The organism is Bradyrhizobium sp. STM 3557 (assembly GCF_045571465.1).
In the GTDB taxonomy this organism is placed as follows: domain Bacteria; phylum Pseudomonadota; class Alphaproteobacteria; order Rhizobiales; family Xanthobacteraceae; genus Bradyrhizobium.
In genome coordinates this window covers 7038690-7055345 of sequence record NZ_CP120697.1, presented here as the reverse complement: position 1 = coordinate 7055345, position 16656 = coordinate 7038690, and the positions used below count along the sequence as shown (strand labels likewise).

At 59.8% G+C, this 16656-nt stretch carries 17 protein-coding genes; 10 read left to right on the top strand and 7 right to left on the bottom strand.

Going from position 1 to position 16656, the window contains the following annotated elements; translation table 11 throughout:
- Nucleotides 1–141 precede the first annotated feature (141 nt).
- Together P6U24_RS32670 and P6U24_RS32665 are read right to left on the bottom strand one after the other, a co-directional pair.
- Entirely contained in the window at nt 142–798 is a 657-nt protein-coding gene (locus P6U24_RS32670; RefSeq protein ID WP_407156524.1) for a response regulator transcription factor, read from the bottom strand.
- Nucleotides 799–1019: 221 nt separating this feature from the next.
- Complete coding sequence (locus P6U24_RS32665; protein WP_407156523.1) at nt 1020–2147, bottom strand: helix-turn-helix domain-containing protein; 1128 nt, start codon at nt 2145–2147, stop codon at nt 1020–1022.
- 2103 nt (nt 2148–4250) lie between these two features.
- Here P6U24_RS32665 and P6U24_RS32660 point away from each other — a divergent pair.
- From P6U24_RS32660 to P6U24_RS32630, 7 genes are all read left to right on the top strand, one after another.
- On the top strand, nt 4251–5024 hold the full coding sequence (locus P6U24_RS32660; RefSeq protein WP_407156522.1) for a heme ABC transporter permease: 774 nt from the start codon (nt 4251–4253) through the stop codon (nt 5022–5024).
- 7 nt (nt 5025–5031) lie between these two features.
- A complete protein-coding gene (gene ccmD, locus P6U24_RS32655; RefSeq protein WP_407156521.1) occupies nt 5032–5187 on the top strand; it encodes a heme exporter protein CcmD in 156 nt (51 codons plus the stop codon).
- Complete coding sequence (locus P6U24_RS32650; protein WP_407156520.1) at nt 5184–5807, top strand: DsbE family thiol:disulfide interchange protein; 624 nt, start codon at nt 5184–5186, stop codon at nt 5805–5807. Before ccmD ends, P6U24_RS32650 begins: the two co-directional genes overlap by 4 nt.
- 214 nt (nt 5808–6021) lie before the next feature.
- Entirely contained in the window at nt 6022–6714 is a 693-nt protein-coding gene (gene ccmI, locus P6U24_RS32645; RefSeq protein ID WP_407156519.1) for a c-type cytochrome biogenesis protein CcmI, read from the top strand.
- A 3-nt stretch (nt 6715–6717) separates the two neighbouring features.
- A complete protein-coding gene (gene ccmE / locus P6U24_RS32640) occupies nt 6718–7170 on the top strand; it encodes a cytochrome c maturation protein CcmE (protein WP_407156518.1) in 453 nt (150 codons plus the stop codon).
- A gap of 41 nt (nt 7171–7211) precedes the next feature.
- Complete coding sequence (locus P6U24_RS32635; RefSeq protein ID WP_407156517.1) at nt 7212–9209, top strand: heme lyase CcmF/NrfE family subunit; 1998 nt, start codon at nt 7212–7214, stop codon at nt 9207–9209.
- On the top strand, nt 9206–9682 hold the full coding sequence (locus P6U24_RS32630) for a cytochrome c-type biogenesis protein CcmH (RefSeq protein ID WP_407156516.1): 477 nt from the start codon (nt 9206–9208) through the stop codon (nt 9680–9682). Before P6U24_RS32635 ends, P6U24_RS32630 begins: the two co-directional genes overlap by 4 nt.
- 95 nt (nt 9683–9777) lie before the next feature.
- Here the strand turns inward: P6U24_RS32630 and ccmB are convergent, their stop codons facing one another.
- From ccmB to P6U24_RS32605, 5 genes are all read right to left on the bottom strand, one after another.
- Nucleotides 9778–10440 carry a heme exporter protein CcmB gene (gene ccmB, locus P6U24_RS32625; protein ID WP_407156515.1) on the bottom strand — a complete coding sequence of 221 codons (663 nt, stop codon included), beginning with the start codon at nt 10438–10440 and terminating at the stop codon, nt 9778–9780.
- Nucleotides 10441–10570: 130 nt separating this feature from the next.
- A complete protein-coding gene (gene ccmA, locus P6U24_RS32620; protein WP_407156514.1) occupies nt 10571–11203 on the bottom strand; it encodes a heme ABC exporter ATP-binding protein CcmA in 633 nt (210 codons plus the stop codon).
- Between the two features lie 352 nt (nt 11204–11555).
- Complete coding sequence (gene hemA / locus P6U24_RS32615) at nt 11556–12905, bottom strand: 5-aminolevulinate synthase (protein ID WP_407156513.1); 1350 nt, start codon at nt 12903–12905, stop codon at nt 11556–11558.
- A gap of 167 nt (nt 12906–13072) precedes the next feature.
- The gene (locus tag P6U24_RS32610) at nt 13073–13225 is read right to left on the bottom strand and encodes a hypothetical protein (RefSeq protein ID WP_407156512.1); all 153 of its coding nucleotides are present in this window, start codon (nt 13223–13225) and stop codon (nt 13073–13075) included.
- Nucleotides 13215–13547, bottom strand: coding sequence for a hypothetical protein (locus tag P6U24_RS32605; RefSeq protein WP_407156511.1), 333 nt, complete (start codon nt 13545–13547; stop codon nt 13215–13217). The genes P6U24_RS32610 and P6U24_RS32605 overlap by 11 nt, the downstream gene beginning before the upstream one ends.
- A 500-nt stretch (nt 13548–14047) precedes the next feature.
- On the opposite strand from P6U24_RS32605, the gene P6U24_RS32600 reads away from it, so the two are divergent.
- The 3 genes from P6U24_RS32600 to P6U24_RS32590 all read left to right on the top strand — a co-directional run bounded on the left by P6U24_RS32600 (nt 14048) and on the right by P6U24_RS32590 (nt 16467).
- Complete coding sequence (locus P6U24_RS32600; protein WP_407156510.1) at nt 14048–14719, top strand: cytochrome P460 family protein; 672 nt, start codon at nt 14048–14050, stop codon at nt 14717–14719.
- Nucleotides 14720–14730: 11 nt separating this feature from the next.
- Nucleotides 14731–15300 (top strand): cytochrome P460 family protein, encoded by a 570-nt coding sequence (locus P6U24_RS32595; protein ID WP_407156509.1) that lies wholly within the window; start codon nt 14731–14733, stop codon nt 15298–15300.
- 72 nt (nt 15301–15372) lie between these two features.
- Entirely contained in the window at nt 15373–16467 is a 1095-nt protein-coding gene (locus tag P6U24_RS32590; protein ID WP_407156508.1) for a hypothetical protein, read from the top strand.
- Nucleotides 16468–16656: the final 189 nt, after the last annotated feature.

The window sequence follows — 16656 nt, the reverse complement described above, 5'->3', positions numbered from 1 at the left end:
CGATTGGGCCACTTCCGAACGCGCGCGCTGATGCCAGGTCATTGCGCTCGACGCGGCGGCGGGGCGCTTCCGGCACCCGATCAAAAGCATCAGTTGGTTTGCGCCTAAGCAATTTTCGCTGATGGAGCCACCACGAAGCGACTAGGACCGTGGCGACTTTATACCAAGCGTCTCCGCTATTCTGACAAGCTCGGCTAGCGATTGCGCACCCATCTTCTGCATCACGTGGCCGCGGTGCGCCTTCACAGTGATCTCAGCTACGCCTAGCTGGAAAGCGATCTGCTTGTTCCTTAAGCCAGAGGTCACGAGAGCCAGCACCTCTCGCTCGCGCGGACTTAAACGTTCGAGACGCGATTTCAGGTCCGTAAGCCGCTGCTCGATCTTTCGCCGCGTCCGATCGCGCTCCAGCGCAATCGTCACCGCATCCAGCATGTCCTGATCGCGGAACGGCTTCGTCAGAAAATCGACAGCGCCTGCCTTCATCGCCTTAACCGACATCGGAATGTCGCCGTGGCCGGTCATGAAGATGATGGGAATGGAAGCGTTCATCTTCGACAGCTCGGTTTGGAAGTCGAGACCGCCCAAGCCCGGCAATCTAACGTCAAGTACAAGGCAGCTCGCCACGTTGGGTAATAATTCGCCTTCGAGCAGCTCCGCGGCCGACCCAAACAACTTGACCTTGAAGCCGACCGAGTTGAACAGATCCGCAAGTGAGTCGCGGAAGTCCTTGTCATCGTCAATGACGAGGATGGTTGGCTCATCGGCCACCGCACGCTTGGCAATAGAATGCTGCGCCACGAGATACTCTCCCGACACACGCGACGACTCGTGTACAAGTATCACCTTCAGAAAAGCCGTTCAACACATGAACCCGAGCGAGTTCCAGCATGGAACGGCACGCTAGCCGCGAAAAGTTCGCTAGGTCGATGGTCCTCGGGACGGTTGCTGTAAGCTTGCCCTTGAAATGTCGGCTCAGCTTGACGGCCCATTGATAGCAAAGTCGGTCGCAACTGCGCAGACTATTCAGACGTCATCGGAGGAGCGGCGCTTCGGCGGAAATCCGCGGGAGCAATTCCGGTCGCCTTTCGGAACGCCGTGGCAAACGCGTTACCACTGCTAAAGCCTACCGCCCGACCGATTTCTGTCATCGAGCCTGCGCGGTTTGCCAATAGCAACTTGGCGTGCTCAACGCGAGCGGTGGTCTGGTAACGATGGGGCGGCATTCCGAGCGATTGCTTGAACATCCGGCAGAAATGATACGGGCTCAGACGAACGAGCTGGGCCAAGGTGCCAATCGGTATCCGCTCATTGAGATGTTCCCGGATATAGGCCGTGACGAGCCGTTGCTGCCATGGTGCAAGGCCGCCGCGGAGTTGAGGTCGTATGCTGGGCGTTCCATGGACAAGATGCACGACTTCGTGCATCAGCAGAGTACCAAGAGTCCCGAAGTAGAGCGGGTCTCTTGCAGAGCTCTCGACGAATCTCTTCAGCTTGAGCGCGGTGTTCCATAGCGTTTCGTTTTCGAATAGTAGGCGTGGGGCGTCTGGCAATTCAGTGGTGCCGTCCTCAGAAATAGCCGTAAGCCTCTCCGGTTCGAAGTAGAAGTACATGAGCCGCATCTGCGATCCACGCGGCTCGTGCCAATCGTGGAACTCGCGGCCAGCCGGCACGAATGTCAGCTTCCGCTCGAGATTCCGGAGCGTTGATCGCGGCAAACCTTCCACAAATGTCTCTCCGTCGCGGCGCTCCGCCTTCTCGTACATCACGAGCATATGCATTCGAGACCGATAATAATGTTGGATTCGACTTCGGCTCCTGGATTGCACAGATTCGGCCACTATGCCGTGCCCTGTCACGGTGCGGCGCGCCACAGCCTCGAAAGGAGAGATTTCGACGACAGGAGAGGGTGCGTTCGCCAGGATGTGACCTTCGGATTGGCGAACCGGATCGAAAATGGGGGAGCCATGGTCGCCTCCAATGATCGAGGAGCGAGTTGTCGGAAGCAACGCTTGTGATTTTGAAAGTTGTTGCAGGTCTTCAGGGCCGTGCGCCGGTTGGCGTGGCCTCGATAAATCATCACGTAAGCGGACTTGCCGAAGTTCGGCTCCCAGCGTGAGGGACGAAAGTGGTGGGCGGGCTTCCGCCATAGCTCCTCCCGTTCGTGTGAATTTGAGTCGTGCTGTCGACTGGTCATCATTGGCTAGAGGGATGGGATCGAACTCCGGGTTCCTATTCAGCATTTCGTTCATCCATTCCGTTGTCGCGGTCGCGGTGCCCGTGCTGAGGTAGTAAGGCTCGGCGTCTAGCCGAGTGACAGCTTCTTTCGCCCGAAAGCTGCTGCAAGCGAAGCGAGATGAGCCTGCCCTGCGAAATGCACGTTCTCAATTGCACTCGCATTTGCAGGTCTGACAGGAAGGGCGAAAGAGGCTTAGACTTAGGCGGAGCAGGGGGGCGACTTTAGGATACCCGGTTCCGATCTATTTTTGCGCTGGGCGCAATATCGCCGATTCAGAATTCTGAAACATCGCGCATTGCGGACCCAATCTAGTTAGGTCTCGCTCAAAGCCCCGCGCGCATGTTACGAGCTGCGTAACATCTTAAGGGCGGAGGCTTGGCTCTGCCGATCCTGCCTGAAACGACTGCCCCACCGTCTGTATTCGGCCTGCGGCATTGGCTGACGCAAGTTTTTGGTGCAGCTCCGCTTATTTGCGCCGTTCAGTGGGCCTGAAGCAAATCGCACCTCTTGTGAGCGAGGCCTCCGCCGGACGAAAGCAGTCGCAGGATTGGCCCGAGCACCCTGACTCTTTCGTATCATCGTCCCGCCCCCTTTGGGGGCCCAAGCTCAACCTGCGATCAATTGAGCCTTCGGCGATAATCCTCTTAGTCTCGTGCATCCGAAATGCGCACAGGCCCAAAGGAGGAGAAAATGTCCTACCGCTTGGAAAGTCACGCGTCTGACAAGGACACGCGATGCGCAGTCTGTGAGCGAAAGTTTGGTCTCGTCCGGCATTATTCGTGGCGAACGCCGCTTTGCTCCAGGAAGTGCGTTGATCGCTTCAAGGCGCGCCGCCTAAGTGACCACAATTGGATGGGCTGGTTGGCAATCGCTTTCGACCAGGCGCCCGAAAACCGCGCGAGGACGTCATGACGGTTCAGATGTCACAACGAGGCAAGGAATACTTAAAGGCAGCGCAGACCTTGCTTCGCACTGCAGAGGCCATGACTGACGACGCGATTGCGGCTCGGCTTAAGGCTCTTGCAGACTACTATGAGCGGCGAGCCGAGAGGGTTTCGCTCGACGATGCAGCCAGAGCACTAGCTCGATCCGCGGAGCGCTGAATACGAGTGGTACTTGAGCGACGGGCGGTCCTGACCGGCTAGGGGGCGACCGGAGATCCAGGTTCTGCCGAAAGTCGACCCGAGCGTCATAGCTGCGCGAGCTGTACCGGCGCGCCAAAGGGTTGGTGTACCCGGCGCGCATCATTTAGAAAATGGGCGAGGTCCGCAGATGATCGTTTTCCCGCTCATGACCGTCTGGATGTGGTTTTGGGATGCCATCGCACTTCAGTCGTTGTGATTTTCACGATGGATTTTGGTCGAGTCGTCTTTTCCGGATTGCAATTTGCTTGGATAATCTGTTGGGACCTTCTGCTTCTCTCTTTGAATACGATGCGCGGCTCATGGAGAAATTCATGAATCGACCCCTTCCAGATCACACGTCGGCCATTCAGCACTTCGGGAGCAACTCGTTGCAACGACCCCGCGGCAGCATCTGAGCTCAATCCTCGTATGACGTATCTGACGTAATCGAGGACCGGGTCGGTCGGCTGTCGCACCGTGGGCGGTGCCGTTTCGCTAAGCGTGTTCATGGATATTGACGACGATAGCCGAAAATTCGACCGTCCGGTGCACCAGACCGTGGAGGAGACCAAACTGCTCGCGCGACAAGAGAAAGCGCTGTCGACGCAGGTCTCAGCCAACGAGCTTCGGAAAGAGTTGCAGTCGAGCTGTCGTCGGGAGCATCGGCCGCGATGATTGTCTTATCATCCACCACATCACGCGACGGAGATCTCAATTCAGGCGGCTAGTGGGTATCGAAACAATAACTGACGGTAATTTGCGAAGTCGTCTTCGGCGTGATGCAATACGCATGGGCTCGCGGACGCCTAATGGTGCGGTTCTTCGTAGTGAGCCGCGCTCGGAACTGAGCGAGTTCCCGCCTGCAGGTTGGCTTCGAGGAGATCGGAAATTTGAAGCTGAGCTTCACCGCCTACGGCAACCCCGGTCATTTCCTGCGCATCGCCGCAAAGCTGCTGCCTTGGTTTTGGGGGGCAACGGCCTTCGCCGGCGCACTTGGTTTATTTGGAACATTCGCAGCGCCACCCGACTACCAACAAGGCGAGACCGTGCGCATCATGTACATCCATGTCCCCGCTGCCTGGACCGCGGTGCTTGCCTACACACTCATGACGGTTTCTGCGCTCGGCTCCTTGGTGTGGCGCCATCCACTTGCCGATGCAACACAGAAGGCGGCCGCGCCGCTCGGCGCAGCTTTCACCTTCATCTGCCTCGTCACAGGCTCCCTCTGGGGCAAACCTATGTGGGGCACATATTGGGTCTGGGACGCACGGCTCACCTCCGTGTTGGTTCTTTTTCTCATCTATCTCGGTCTGATCGCGCTCTGGCAGACGATCGAGGACCCGAGTAGGGCGGCGCGAGCAGTGTCGATCATGACCTTAGTGGGATTCATCAACATCCCAATCGTGAAGTTCTCGGTTGATTGGTGGAACACTCTCCATCAGCCGGCGTCCGTATTTCGGATGGAAGGCTCGGCGATTGCTGGCTCGATGTTGTGGCCGCTAATCGTTATGGCGCTCGCATACACGCTTTTGTTTATGACTCTCCACGTAATGGCGATCCGTAACGAGATCATGCGTCGCCGCGTCCGGCGGCTTGCGATTGCGCTGGCGGCTGCGGGCGAACCGGCGATGGTTCACATGCTGCCTGCCGAAGTGGCGTCCTGAGCGAATCATGGTGCAGCATGGCGGATTCATCGTGGCGGCCTTTCTGATGACGGGCACAATTCTAGCCGGGATGATTGCGGCGGTCCTCATCGACTATCGCGTTCAGCGCCGTCTCTTGCGTCGCCTGCTACCTGATCACTCCGATCCGGGCGACCGCGTATGAACAACATCCCAAACTCGATTCAAGTCCCTGCGAGCGCCGTGGCCCGCCGACGCGTACTGGGCCGCCTGCGGGTGATTATCCCGCTTCTGGTCTTCTTCGGAATTGCGGCGTTACTCCTAGTTCGGCTCGGCGCCGGAGCCCCGTCGCTCGTGCGCTCCGCTCTGATCGGCAAACCGGCACCGCAGTTTGCGCTGGAGCCACTCGATGGGCTTTCAACGCTCGGTCCACCTGGCTTGTCGAACGCCGATCTGCGGAGGGGGCACGTGACAATCGTGAACGTGTTCGCGTCATGGTGTGTCGAGTGCCGGGAAGAACAAGGGGCGCTGATGGCATTGGCGAGGGATCGGACGCTGCAGCGGCAGGGGGTGAAGCTTACCGGCATCGACTACAAGGACGATCCCAGAAACGCGCTAGCCTATCTCGCTGCCAACGGGAATCCCTTCGCACAGGTCGGCACTGACCGGTCCGGCCGAACGGGGATCGATTTCGGCGTCTATGGCGTCCCCGAGACCTATGTGGTCAAGGGCGATGGCACAATAGCCTACAAGCTGGTTGGTGGCATCTCGGACGCGAGCCGACCTGCTTTGATGGCCGCAATCGCGGAGGCAGAGCGTCCATGACGACTACCTTGCAAGCTCCCCATCCGAGCGCGACAGATGCAAAAAAAGCGCCTTGCCTCAGCGGCGTGACGTTTCCGTCCACTTACATTGTTCAGGAGTGACCGATCGTACCATGGAAACGGCACAAGCAGAAATACCCCGTTTTTCTGAGGCGGCGGATGCCCGACGACGTGGTTCGTTAGGCAGCGGCGAAAACGGACGGAGGCCTTGAAACGTGCTCTGGGCCGTGCTTGCAATGATGACATCCTCGGTCGTGCTGGCGCTGGCCCGGCCGCTCTCTGAGCGGTGCGAGGGCTTTGGCGCTCACGATTCCGATGTGACCTTCTATCGCGGCCTTTTGGCCGAGGCAGATGATGACGTCCGCTGCGGACTGTTAGCACCCGCGGATGCCGCGGCGACGCGTGCCGAGATCGGGCGCCGGCTGCTCATGGCGCTAAACTCGCGATCAGAGGGCGGGCCGCGTGCGTCGCTGCGCCCGAGACGCGCCGTGGCGGTATTGGCAATCGTGCTAGTACTGCCACTCGTCGCGCTTGCGTCGTACCTCAAGGTCGGCGCTCCCGGCCTGCCTGACATGCCGATCGCATCGAGGCGGACGGGTGGGGACTTCGCGCTCGCTGCCGCGGTTCCTGACATCCCCGCCGCCCAGGCCGGGGCTCACATTGAAGCGCTTCCTCGGGAGCAGCGGAGCAACGCGATCCGCGGGATGGTAGGAGAGCTCGCCGAAAAGCTCTCGAAGAACGGCCATGACCTTCAGGGATGGCTTCAACTGATAAGATCTTACGTCGTGTTGGGTGAACGCCAGAACGCCAAGGCGGCCATCGCAAGCGCACGTGCCCAGCTAGCGGGCGAGGCGCAAGCTTCGGTGCGCATCGACGAGCTCGTCAGCCAGCTTGGTTTGAAGGAGTAGAGTTTGACCAGAAAGGGCAGGCGCCTGGCTATTATCAGCGTAGCAGGGTTCACTTTGGCCGTCGCGGCAGGGCTCATCCTGTTTGCTCTGCGTGACAGTATCGTGTTCTTTTACGGGCCGACCGAGATGGCTGAAAGGGCGCCGCCGCGAGGAACGCGTCTGCGCATCGGCGGGCTGGTAGAACGCGGCTCGCTTACCCACGAAGGATCGTCGACTGTCGTCTTCGCGGTGACCGACCTGAAGCACGACATCAAGGTTAGCTACACCGGATTGCTACCGGATCTCTTTCGTGAAGGACAGGGCGTCGTGGCCGAGGGCACGGTGGAAGGACCGGACCTCTTTCATGCCGATACTGTGCTCGCCAAACACGACGAGCGATACATGCCAAAGGACGTAGCCGATAAACTCAAACAACAAGGCACTTGGCGCGACGGAAGATCCGCGCGCGCGCAATAGCGTCGCGCCCCACGAACATCGCAGTCAATGGGACCGAAAAGATGGTCGTCGAAACCGGACATTATGCGCTCGCTCTGGCTCTCGCTATTGCGCTGCTTCAATCAGTTCTGCCGCTCTGGGGGACCGGCAGTGGCGATTCGAGACTCGCTTCTATTGCGGTCCCCGCCGCAGTCACCCAGTTCCTGTTGGTGGGCTACGCCTTTGCGGCACTGACTTATGCCCATGTGGTGTCCGACTTCAGTCTCGTGACAGTCGCCGAGAACTCGCTCACGACCAAACCGCTGATCTACAAGATCGCCGGCGTGTGGGGAAATCACGAAGGATCCATGTTGCTTTGGGTTCTGATCCTCGCGGCCTTCGGAGCCGCAGTGGCGACTCTCGAGCGCGGCATGCCAAAGGGATTGCGCGCCAATACCCTAGCGGTCCAAGGCTGGATCTCCCTTGCCTTCCTCTGCTTCATCCTGTTCACCTCGGATCCCTTCGTGCGACGGTTTCCTCCGCCCTTTGAGGGCCAGGACCTCAATCCGCTACTTCAAGACCCGGGCCTGGCGATACATCCGCCGCTCCTTTACCTCGGTTATGTCGGTTCCTCGATCGTGTTCTCGTTTGCCATGGCGGCGCTGATCAGCGGCCGACTAGACGCCGCTTGGGCCCGCTACGTTCGGCCGTGGATACTGATTGCCTGGATCTTTCTGACGCTTGGCATCGCAATGGGCTCGTACTGGGCCTATTACACCCTAGGCTGGGGCGGGTTCTGGTTCTGGGATCCGGTCGAAAACGCGTCGCTGATGCCCTGGCTTGCGGGTACCGCGCTCCTGCATTCGGCTGCCGTCATGGAGAAACGCGAAGCCCTCAAGATATGGACACTGTTCCTGGCGATACTTACGTTCTCACTATCGCTGCTCGGCACATTCCTGGTGCGCTCAGGGGTACTGACGTCTGTTCATTCCTTTGCCAGCGACCCAGCGCGCGGCGTCTTAATCCTGGTCATCCTGACCATGTTCATCGGCGGCTCCCTCGCGCTCTATGCCTGGCGCGCGCCTTCCCTAAGCCAGCGTGGTCTGTTCGCGCCCGTCTCACGCGAGAGCGCGCTCGCAGTCAACAACCTGCTGATCACCGCCTGCTGCGCTACGGTCCTGACCGGCACGCTCTATCCGCTCGCGCTTGAGGCTCTGACCGGGGACAAGATCTCGGTTGGCGCACCGTTTTTCAATTTGACGCTCGGTCCGCTAGTCGCGCCGATCATTCTGCTGATTCCGCTCGGTCAGTCGCTCGCGTGGAAGCGTGGCGACCTGCTCGGCGCGGCGCAACGGGTGACTCTCGCGGCCTTGGGCGGTCTCGTGGTCGCTCTTGTGCTCGTTGCCGTCATCCGAGGAGGCCCCGTCCTCGCCGCAGTCGGTTTTGGCCTTGCCGTCTACCTCATCGTCGGTTCGTTTGCCGATGTGGCGTCCCGTATCTGGGCACGTGGGCTGCCCGCGCGGGTGATGCTGGCCCGCGCGATCGGGCTGCCGCGCTCCGCGTGGGGTGCGGCGATCGTTCACGCTGGCCTGGGCGTGACACTCATGGGCCTTGCGGCTACCAGTTGGGGCGTGGAGCGGATCGCGACCGTTAAGCTAGGCCAGGGGATCGATCTCGGCCCCTATCAAGTCATCCTCGAGAATCTTCGATCGCGACAAGGCCCGAACTATTCCGATGTCCTAGCCCATATGGTCATCAGCCGAGGCGGCGCGGCGGTGGCCATCGTCGAGCCCGCCAAGCGCAGCTTTCCCGCACGACAGACCACCGTCACCGAGGCAGGGATCGTGACGCTGGGTTTTGGCCAGATCTACATTTCGCTCGGGGACCGGCACGCGGACCATTCGATTGATGCGCGCATGTTCTGGAAGCCGCTTGTGACGGCCATCTGGATCGGAGCCGTGATCATGGCGTTCGGAGGGATTGTGTCGTTGTCCGATAGACGTCTCAGGATCGGCTTCGCGCGCCGCGCGGCTCGCGTCCGCGCCGCCGCGAACCTTGCAGCGCCGGAGCCCGCCGAATGACTTCGCCTCGTCGCATTCTCTTGGTTTCGGTCGTATTCGCAGGCCTCGCGCCCGGCTTGGCGAGGGCAGTGCAGCCAGACGAGATGCTGCCCGACCCGAAACTTGAGGCACGCGCGCGCGCCATTTCCGACGGGCTCCGCTGCCTGGTCTGCCAAAACCAGTCGATTGACGATTCGAAAGCGGAGCTCGCGCGGGATTTCCGACTGCTGGTCCGCGAACACCTTAGTCGCGGAGAGAGCGACGAGCAGGTCCGCGCCTTTCTGGTGGAGCGGTACGGGGACTTTATCCTGCTGAAACCTCCGCTCGACCTGGAAACCGCCTTTCTCTGGGGAATGCCGGCTTTGGTGCTCGCAGCGGGCGGCATCGCTCTCCTGTTCGGATTGCGCCGCCCGCAGTCCACGCCGGCGGCGCCCTTAAGCCAAGCCGAGCGGGATCAGCTCGCGGCCGTGTTGGACGCCGATACTCCGCTATAAGCATTTCATGATGGTCAGGCCGTGTTAGCTTCGGAGGCACGGAGCCGTTCCTCAGCGGCGACCCCGAAGCAAACCTTTTCCGCTGCAAGAGCTCGTCATTCTCCAGCGCCGCGAAGTGCTGCGGCCGCGGCAATTGGGGCGAGGGCCACGGATGAGAGTCCGAGCGCGCAAAGGACCAGGAACGGCGTCAGAAAGGGCACCGTGCCACTCTGGGCCGCGGAGACACCGAAGATCAGCACCGGTACGGCTAGCGGCACGACGAGGATCGACAGCAACAGACCGCCGCGCCGAAGCGTGACGGTAAGAGCTGCACCGATTGCTCCCAGAAAGGTGAAAGCCGGCGTACCAACCAACAACGTCACCGCCACCACCCTGAGCGCCGGGCCGTCCAAATCCAACATCAGGCCAAACAAAGGCGAGAGCAAAGCGAGCGGCAGCCCCGTGGCAAACCAGTGGGCCACGCACTTCACCAGAACAATGAGTTCTAAGGGCGCCGGCGACAGCAACATCTGATCCAGCGAACCGTCCTCGTGATCCGCCTGGAACAGACGGTCAAGGCCCAATAGACTCGCGAGGAGCGCCGCTATCCACAGTATTGCGGGACCGATGCGCGACAGCAAGTGCAGGTCAGGTCCGATTGCGAAAGGTACGACCGTCACGAGACTGAGGAAGAAGACCAGGCCGAGAATCCCGCCTCCACCGATGCGGCGCGCTAGCATGAGATCGCGAAGAAAGACGGTGAGGAGAATACGGATCATGGCCCCAATCCGGCGTCGCCATCGCGTCGAGCCCGCTTCCGGGAAATCGGAGGGGTGGCGTGACCTCTTCTCTCCCGACCTCGAGACAGACGGGTACGGAGGTGCCGGCCACACCCCAACGGGACGACCCTCACCTCGCTCCGAGCCTGACCTGGATTGTTCCTGGCAGACCGAGTGGTTCGTGGGTCGCGACAAGCATCAATCCTCCGCTGCCGAGATGGTCGGCGACAATAGCCTTCAGCAAGGCGCGTGCGTGCCGGTCGAGCGCGGTTAGCGGCTCGTCGAGCAGCCATAGAGGCCGATCGGCTATCAGCAGCCGAGCCAATGCGACACGGCGACGCTGCCCCGCGGAGAGGTAGCCCACAGGCAGATCGAGAACGTGCGCTAACTCCATACGGTCCAGCGCTTCTAGCGGGGCTAGCCGGCCTCGCCCCAGCATTCCCAGCCCGATCTCGAGGTTCTCGCGGGCGCTCAACGCCGATTTCAGCCCATCGAGATGGCCCACATAGTGGAGGCGCTCGGCCAGAAGCGTCGAATCCGAGACCTCGGATTCCACCCATGACATGCGGCCGGATCTCAATGGCAAGAAACCGGCGATCGCGCGCAAGAGTGTGGATTTGCCTACGCCGTTGGGCCCCGTTAGTTCGGCGATTTCGCCCGAGCGCAGTCGCAAAGACACCCGGCCGAACACGACGCGCCCGCCGCGAGCGACCGACAGATCCTCGATCAGGAGATGGCACCGCTGGGTGATATCCGTTTCCATTTCCGGTTGCCCATTGTCTCGTCCGAACTGTTTTCGAACACTCGGTGGGGGGCTTATCGAAATGAACGATTCTGGATCAACGTGTTCGAGAGAACGGCGGCGCCGTCGTGGAGAACCGCCCAAGAAGATGAGGACGTTCAGTTCTTCGGGGCTACCAACTAGAAGGATCCGAGCCCGATTGTGATCGTCGGCAGCAAGATGTGTCACGCGATCCCCATTTGGCTGCCTCGGCCGCAACCTCGGGCACGCGACGCGTTTCCAGCATGGTCTGCGCGCGCGGGGTAGCCGACGCCCCTTCCATGCATAATCCGGGGGGAGGCGGTTGCGAAGGGGGCGATCCCAAGCACGGCTCTCAGGCAAGAGAGAGGGTGTCCCAGGTCTCAACGAGCGCAGCTACGAGTTCCGCTATGTGGGTATCCCCGTGATACGGTGACGGCGTGATGCGCAGCCGCTCCGTCCCGCGGGGCACGGTCGGATAGTTGATCGGCTGGATATAGACGGCGTGGCGTTCTAGAAGGCGATCGGCCGCCGCCTTGCACAATTCCGCATCGCCGACAATCACAGGCACGATGTGGGTTTCGGTCGGGAGGACCGGAAGCCCGGCGGTTTGGAGCGCCTGCTTCGTTGCAGCGGATTGCCGTTGGTGTGCTTCGCGCTCGGCAGATGAGTGCTTCAGGTAACGAACCGACGCGCCGGCTGCGGCGGCAATCGGGGGAGGGAGTGCTGTCGTGAAGATGAATCCGGGCGCGAAGCTGCGCACGGCGTCGCAGATCAATCGCGATGCCGCGATATAGCCTCCAACACAGCCGAATCCTTTGGCGAGGGTACCTTCGATCACGGTCAAGCGCTGCACCACACCATCACGCTCGCTGATCCCGCCCCCGCGAGGGCCGTAGAGGCCGACCGCGTGAACCTCATCGAGGTAGGTCATCGCGCCATACCGGTCTGCAAGGTCGCAGATGGCGCCGATCGGCGCCACATCGCCATCCATCGAGTACACGGACTCGAACACGACAAGCTTGGGGCGGTCTCCTGCCTCGCGCAGCAACGCCTCAAGGTGACCAAGATCGTTGTGGCGGAAAATCCGCTTTTCGCAACTTGATTGACGGATGCCTTCGATAATCGAATTGTGGTTGAATGCATCAGATAACAGCACGCAGTCCGGGATCAACTTACCGATCGTCGATATGCTGGCCTGGTTCGATACGTAGCCGGAGGTGAAGACGAGGCTCGCTTCCTTGCCATGCAGATCAGCAAGCTCGCGTTCTAAATCAACCAAGGGCGAATTATTTCCGGCGATGTTGCGCGTTCCACCCGCTCCTGCGCCGCAGCGGTGTGCCGTTTCGCTCAGCGCGCTCACGACCTCCGGATGCTGTCCCATGCCGAGATAGTCATTCGAGCACCAAACTGTGATCTCCGTTACGGTTCCGTCAGACCGGCGCAGCTTGGCGGATGGGAAGCGGCCGGAGATTCGTTCAATGTCGGCGAAGACGCGATAACGCTGCTCCTCGTGCAGGCGCTCAAGAGCGTCGTGGAAATGGCGTTTGTACGCTTCGGCTGCATCGGCTGTAGCGACCGTCCTGTTGGGCGAGGTCAACGCTCTTTGCCACGGCATTATATCCACACTCGAATGTCTATTACCGACGCTTCCGTGCGTCGAATACGTTGCTTGGCAGCTTGCCGATAGGTCCAGATCGTCCATCTCAATCTCTCCTGACCGTCGCTCGACCGTAGCTCATCACGCAGAGCACTTCGCACCCGTCTTAGTTATGATTTGCATGACCCCCAGTTATGGTCGTGCGCTGCCTGAGGAAGCTCACATCAGGCCTACGTCTGGCTCCCCTTCGGGAGACCTAGGCCCGTTCCGGTTCAACTACCAGCGATGGGCTTTTCCGTCATCTCCATGACGTAGTCGTTGGCTTTTTGCATCGCGCGGAAGTCACTACCAAACATCAGCGTTGATGCGTTCTTCACGATCGCGCGCAATAGCGAGGCGCGGGCGCTGCCCGACTTAGAGGTCACTTCGCGCTAGCCGAGCAGTGTTGTATTCTTCTGGCGCGTCGGCGCGCTGTGAAGCAATCAGCCGTCCCTTTGGTCGCGGCCTTCGCACCTGTTCCAGCGACGGCTCCGGCCGAACAAAGCGGATATTCTCGGCGATGCTGCCGGAGAGGATAACCAGATCCTGAGGAACGAGGGCCGGCAGAGATCGACGGAACCGAGCGTCGCGCCAGCGGTCGGCCGGGAAACGGGTCGTTTCAAAATTTGTTCTGAGCGAATCTTTCTGTGTCACGGCCTGGGCTTTGAAGGCTTGGATGGTGCGCACGGCGCCCAGATGCAACGCCATCGCTGTCGCGAGATTGTCCTGGACGCCGAAGAAGCATCAGTCCAGGTGAGATCGACTACACCGGCCGGATCAGTAAGATCCGATAGTCGGTTCCGCGGATTAGATTGGCCAGCCTCATCCTCTTGCGTGAGCCGGTTACGGAAGCGAAGCATTCAAGGGATGGAAGCTGGTAGTGAGGCGACGCACGAGGCAGAGTCGATCGGACAGCGGCTTTCGATGTAGGTGCCGCCTGTTCGTGACGACGCAGCCGGTAAACTGTGGCCGGCCAATCACTCCTCAATCGGGCGTGCCTAGCGAGAGGCCAGAAGTTTCCCGTGGCCGAACATCGACAGTTCGAGAGGGCGTCATTCCCGACGGGTATCAATTGCATGCCCCGTTGTTGCTTTCGCATGTATGTGCCCACGCTTAGTCTGACCTGTGCGTAGTTAATGACACCGCCTGCGCACGAACGCCGTCATCACCTCATTGGGTAACATACAGCTGGTCAGAGGAGAGAGATCATGAGACGCACAGCATTAGCAATTTCCACCATCCTCGGGGCTGGCGCTTTAGCAACCGCAGTCTTCGCGCAGCAACCACAGCTTCCACCACCCGACGATTGGCACGCCACCGGCCGGTATCTTCCTGAATACACGAAAGATGGCGACCTTATTCTGCCAAAGAACTTTCACGAATGGGTTTATGTCGGTTCGCCACTGACACCTAACTTTTTGAACCCCCCTCAAGCAAACTTCCCCGAATTTCATAACGTATATATCGAGCCTGGCTCTTACGAAATCTACAAGAAAACGGGCGTCTTCCCTGAAGGAACTATCTTCGTGAAAGAACTTCAGCTCATGCAGCCGGCTACTCATCCGGATGGCTCGAGAACCGAGCCATCGGGGAAAGGATTCTTCCCGGGCGCCTTTAACGGAGCTGATGTGACTGTCAAGGACACCGAGAGATATAAGGCTACCGATGGCTGGGGTTATTACAACTTCAACCACCATGAGCCCAAGGCGGCCACCGCCAAAGTCCGGCCGATCGAGGAATGCGCCTACTGCCACATTGCCAGTGCGAAACGCGATGATGTGTGGACACAGTTCTACGCGTTGCTCGACCAGGTGCCGGTGCCGGCCGGCCAGAATCCTTCAAAAATGCCGCCCAGCGAGAATCCTTCCATAAAGAAGTAGGGAGAACTGTGATGAAATGTCTCGGAAGTGCGGCTGTGGCGTCCGCGTCCTTCATCGTCGTGACCGTCGCTTGCCTTGTCTCACAGCCCGTAGCTAGCCAGTCCGCCGCGGCGCAGGAACAACTTGTTGACTCGGCGGGCAACATGCATATCCCGAAGAACTACCGAACCACCTACGAATACCTCGGGAGCTGGTCCGTCGCGGGTGACAAAGGCGCCAAGGAGATTCACGTCGTGTACGCTTCGCCTGGAACCGCGGCGGCCTATCGCGCGATGGGCAAATTTCCCGAAGGGGCGATCCTCGTAAAGGAAGTCTACGGCGCGGCCACTTCGGAAATGACGACTGGGACGGTCAGCCATCAAGAAAGTCTCAAAGGCTGGTTCATGATGGTGAAGGACAGTAAGAACAGTTACCCCGATAACAAGCTGTGGGGCAATGGTTGGGGTTGGTCGTGGTTCGACGCGGGTGACCCGGTGAAAACGACCTCAACGAACTTTCGCTCAGATTGCCTAGGCTGCCACATCCCTGCCAAGGCGACTGATTGGATCTATGTGCAGGGCTATCCCGGTCTGAAGAAATGACGGCGCACTAGCCAGACCTGGCTTGAATGTTGCGCGGGTAGAACCGGGCCAGATGCAAAAAAAGGTAGGGTCATGAAGACGAGCAAAAAGCTCAGTAGATACGCTCGTGGATCGATGATGATCTTTGTGGTGTCGCTTTCGACACCTCAAGGGTGTCTAGCGGCCAATCCGGCCGCCGACAAAAAAATCACCAAGCAATTCCTTACGTCAGGTCAAGTGGATCTTGCACGGGAGGTGGTGACGCTGCCGCTCCATCGCGGCCGTCTTGCCTCGGGAGAGACTGTTTGGTTCGTGCTTACTGACGTAAGTGATTTCGCTACTTCGAAAAAGATGGGGCTCACATGGGCGCCGAGTCTCGCTAAGGCCAAAGACCTGACGAGCACACGAGTTGCGGAAATGGACGACTCGGGTAGCTTCACGTTCAAATCTGGCCGGGTCGATTTCTCACCATCCCAGATGCTAGTGGCGGGCGAGGCGCCGAATTTTTTTCCGCCTAAAGCGGCCCGAGCCGGATCTGTCGGGGATGCGCACTACAGCCCGTTGGTTCGGGTGACGAACAATAAGGACATTGTTTTTAATGCTCCGGTCATCGCGTTCAATGTCGGACCGGAGAAAATCGCGTTCTGCAACGGCAGTCCTGATTACTCTGTCGTGACCGACTCCGTGGCGAGCATCTGTCCTGATAAGGGCACCGTTGATTTGAAACTCCGGTTCGGCTTCGCGAACGGCAAACACCTGCGTTATCTTAGTTTTGACGCCAACTCGGAGGAGTCGGCGACCCTCGAGTCGTCCACCTTTGCGCCAGCGGAAAGCGACATTCTTCAGAGCGGCGCGATTGAGGTGATCTATACGATTGTGAACGGCAAAATGGGTGCGAAAGATCCGAACCGCCAGGGGCTCGACAGCGCCATCAACGGAGAGGGGCCCTCGCTCGACATCCTCGCGCACTTCACGGAAATCAGCGCCGGATACTCTCCGATGTGGGACGTAAGGCTGGCCGAGTGGACTCAGGAGGCTATCTCGACGGATCAAAGGAAGCTGATCACTGACGGCGACGATCTCGAAGCCAAAAGTGCGTCAGGCTTACTGGTGAGCCCCGCAGGCGGGCCGGTGAAGACGGCGGGGAATTTGGTGAATTGCCCGGTCGTAGGCTTTACCAACGAATAATCCCGTCGACACATAGCTGCGCTTCCCTTGTCACATGGGGAGCGCAATCGCTCTCTCAGCCACTGAAGCTTCCCTCCGACGTGCTGCCGTCATCGATTGCATGATCAAGAAGCCTGATCGTCGCGGCACGACGCGTCATAGTCTTCGAGGCAGTGCCGTCGCCGCCACTCCCTGAGGCGGGTCAGCGAA

What these genes read in the sequence shown, in the direction of transcription:
- P6U24_RS32635 (WP_407156517.1), top strand. Translation starts at nt 7,212, where the DNA reads ATGGTCGTCGAAACCGGACATTATGCGCTCGCTCTGGCTCTCGCTATT.
- ccmB (WP_407156515.1), bottom strand. Translation starts at nt 10,440, where the DNA reads ATGATCCGTATTCTCCTCACCGTCTTTCTTCGCGATCTCATGCTAGCG.
- P6U24_RS32665 (WP_407156523.1), bottom strand. Translation starts at nt 2,147, where the DNA reads ATGGCGGAAGCCCGCCCACCACTTTCGTCCCTCACGCTGGGAGCCGAA.
- P6U24_RS32590 (WP_407156508.1), top strand. Translation starts at nt 15,373, where the DNA reads ATGAAGACGAGCAAAAAGCTCAGTAGATACGCTCGTGGATCGATGATG.
- P6U24_RS32595 (WP_407156509.1), top strand. Translation starts at nt 14,731, where the DNA reads ATGAAATGTCTCGGAAGTGCGGCTGTGGCGTCCGCGTCCTTCATCGTC.
- P6U24_RS32630 (WP_407156516.1), top strand. Translation starts at nt 9,206, where the DNA reads ATGACTTCGCCTCGTCGCATTCTCTTGGTTTCGGTCGTATTCGCAGGC.
- hemA (WP_407156513.1), bottom strand. Translation starts at nt 12,905, where the DNA reads ATGGACGATCTGGACCTATCGGCAAGCTGCCAAGCAACGTATTCGACG.
- P6U24_RS32650 (WP_407156520.1), top strand. Translation starts at nt 5,184, where the DNA reads ATGAACAACATCCCAAACTCGATTCAAGTCCCTGCGAGCGCCGTGGCC.
- P6U24_RS32605 (WP_407156511.1), bottom strand. Translation starts at nt 13,547, where the DNA reads ATGGCGTTGCATCTGGGCGCCGTGCGCACCATCCAAGCCTTCAAAGCC.
- ccmD (WP_407156521.1), top strand. Translation starts at nt 5,032, where the DNA reads ATGGTGCAGCATGGCGGATTCATCGTGGCGGCCTTTCTGATGACGGGC.
- P6U24_RS32600 (WP_407156510.1), top strand. Translation starts at nt 14,048, where the DNA reads ATGAGACGCACAGCATTAGCAATTTCCACCATCCTCGGGGCTGGCGCT.
- ccmA (WP_407156514.1), bottom strand. Translation starts at nt 11,203, where the DNA reads ATGGAAACGGATATCACCCAGCGGTGCCATCTCCTGATCGAGGATCTG.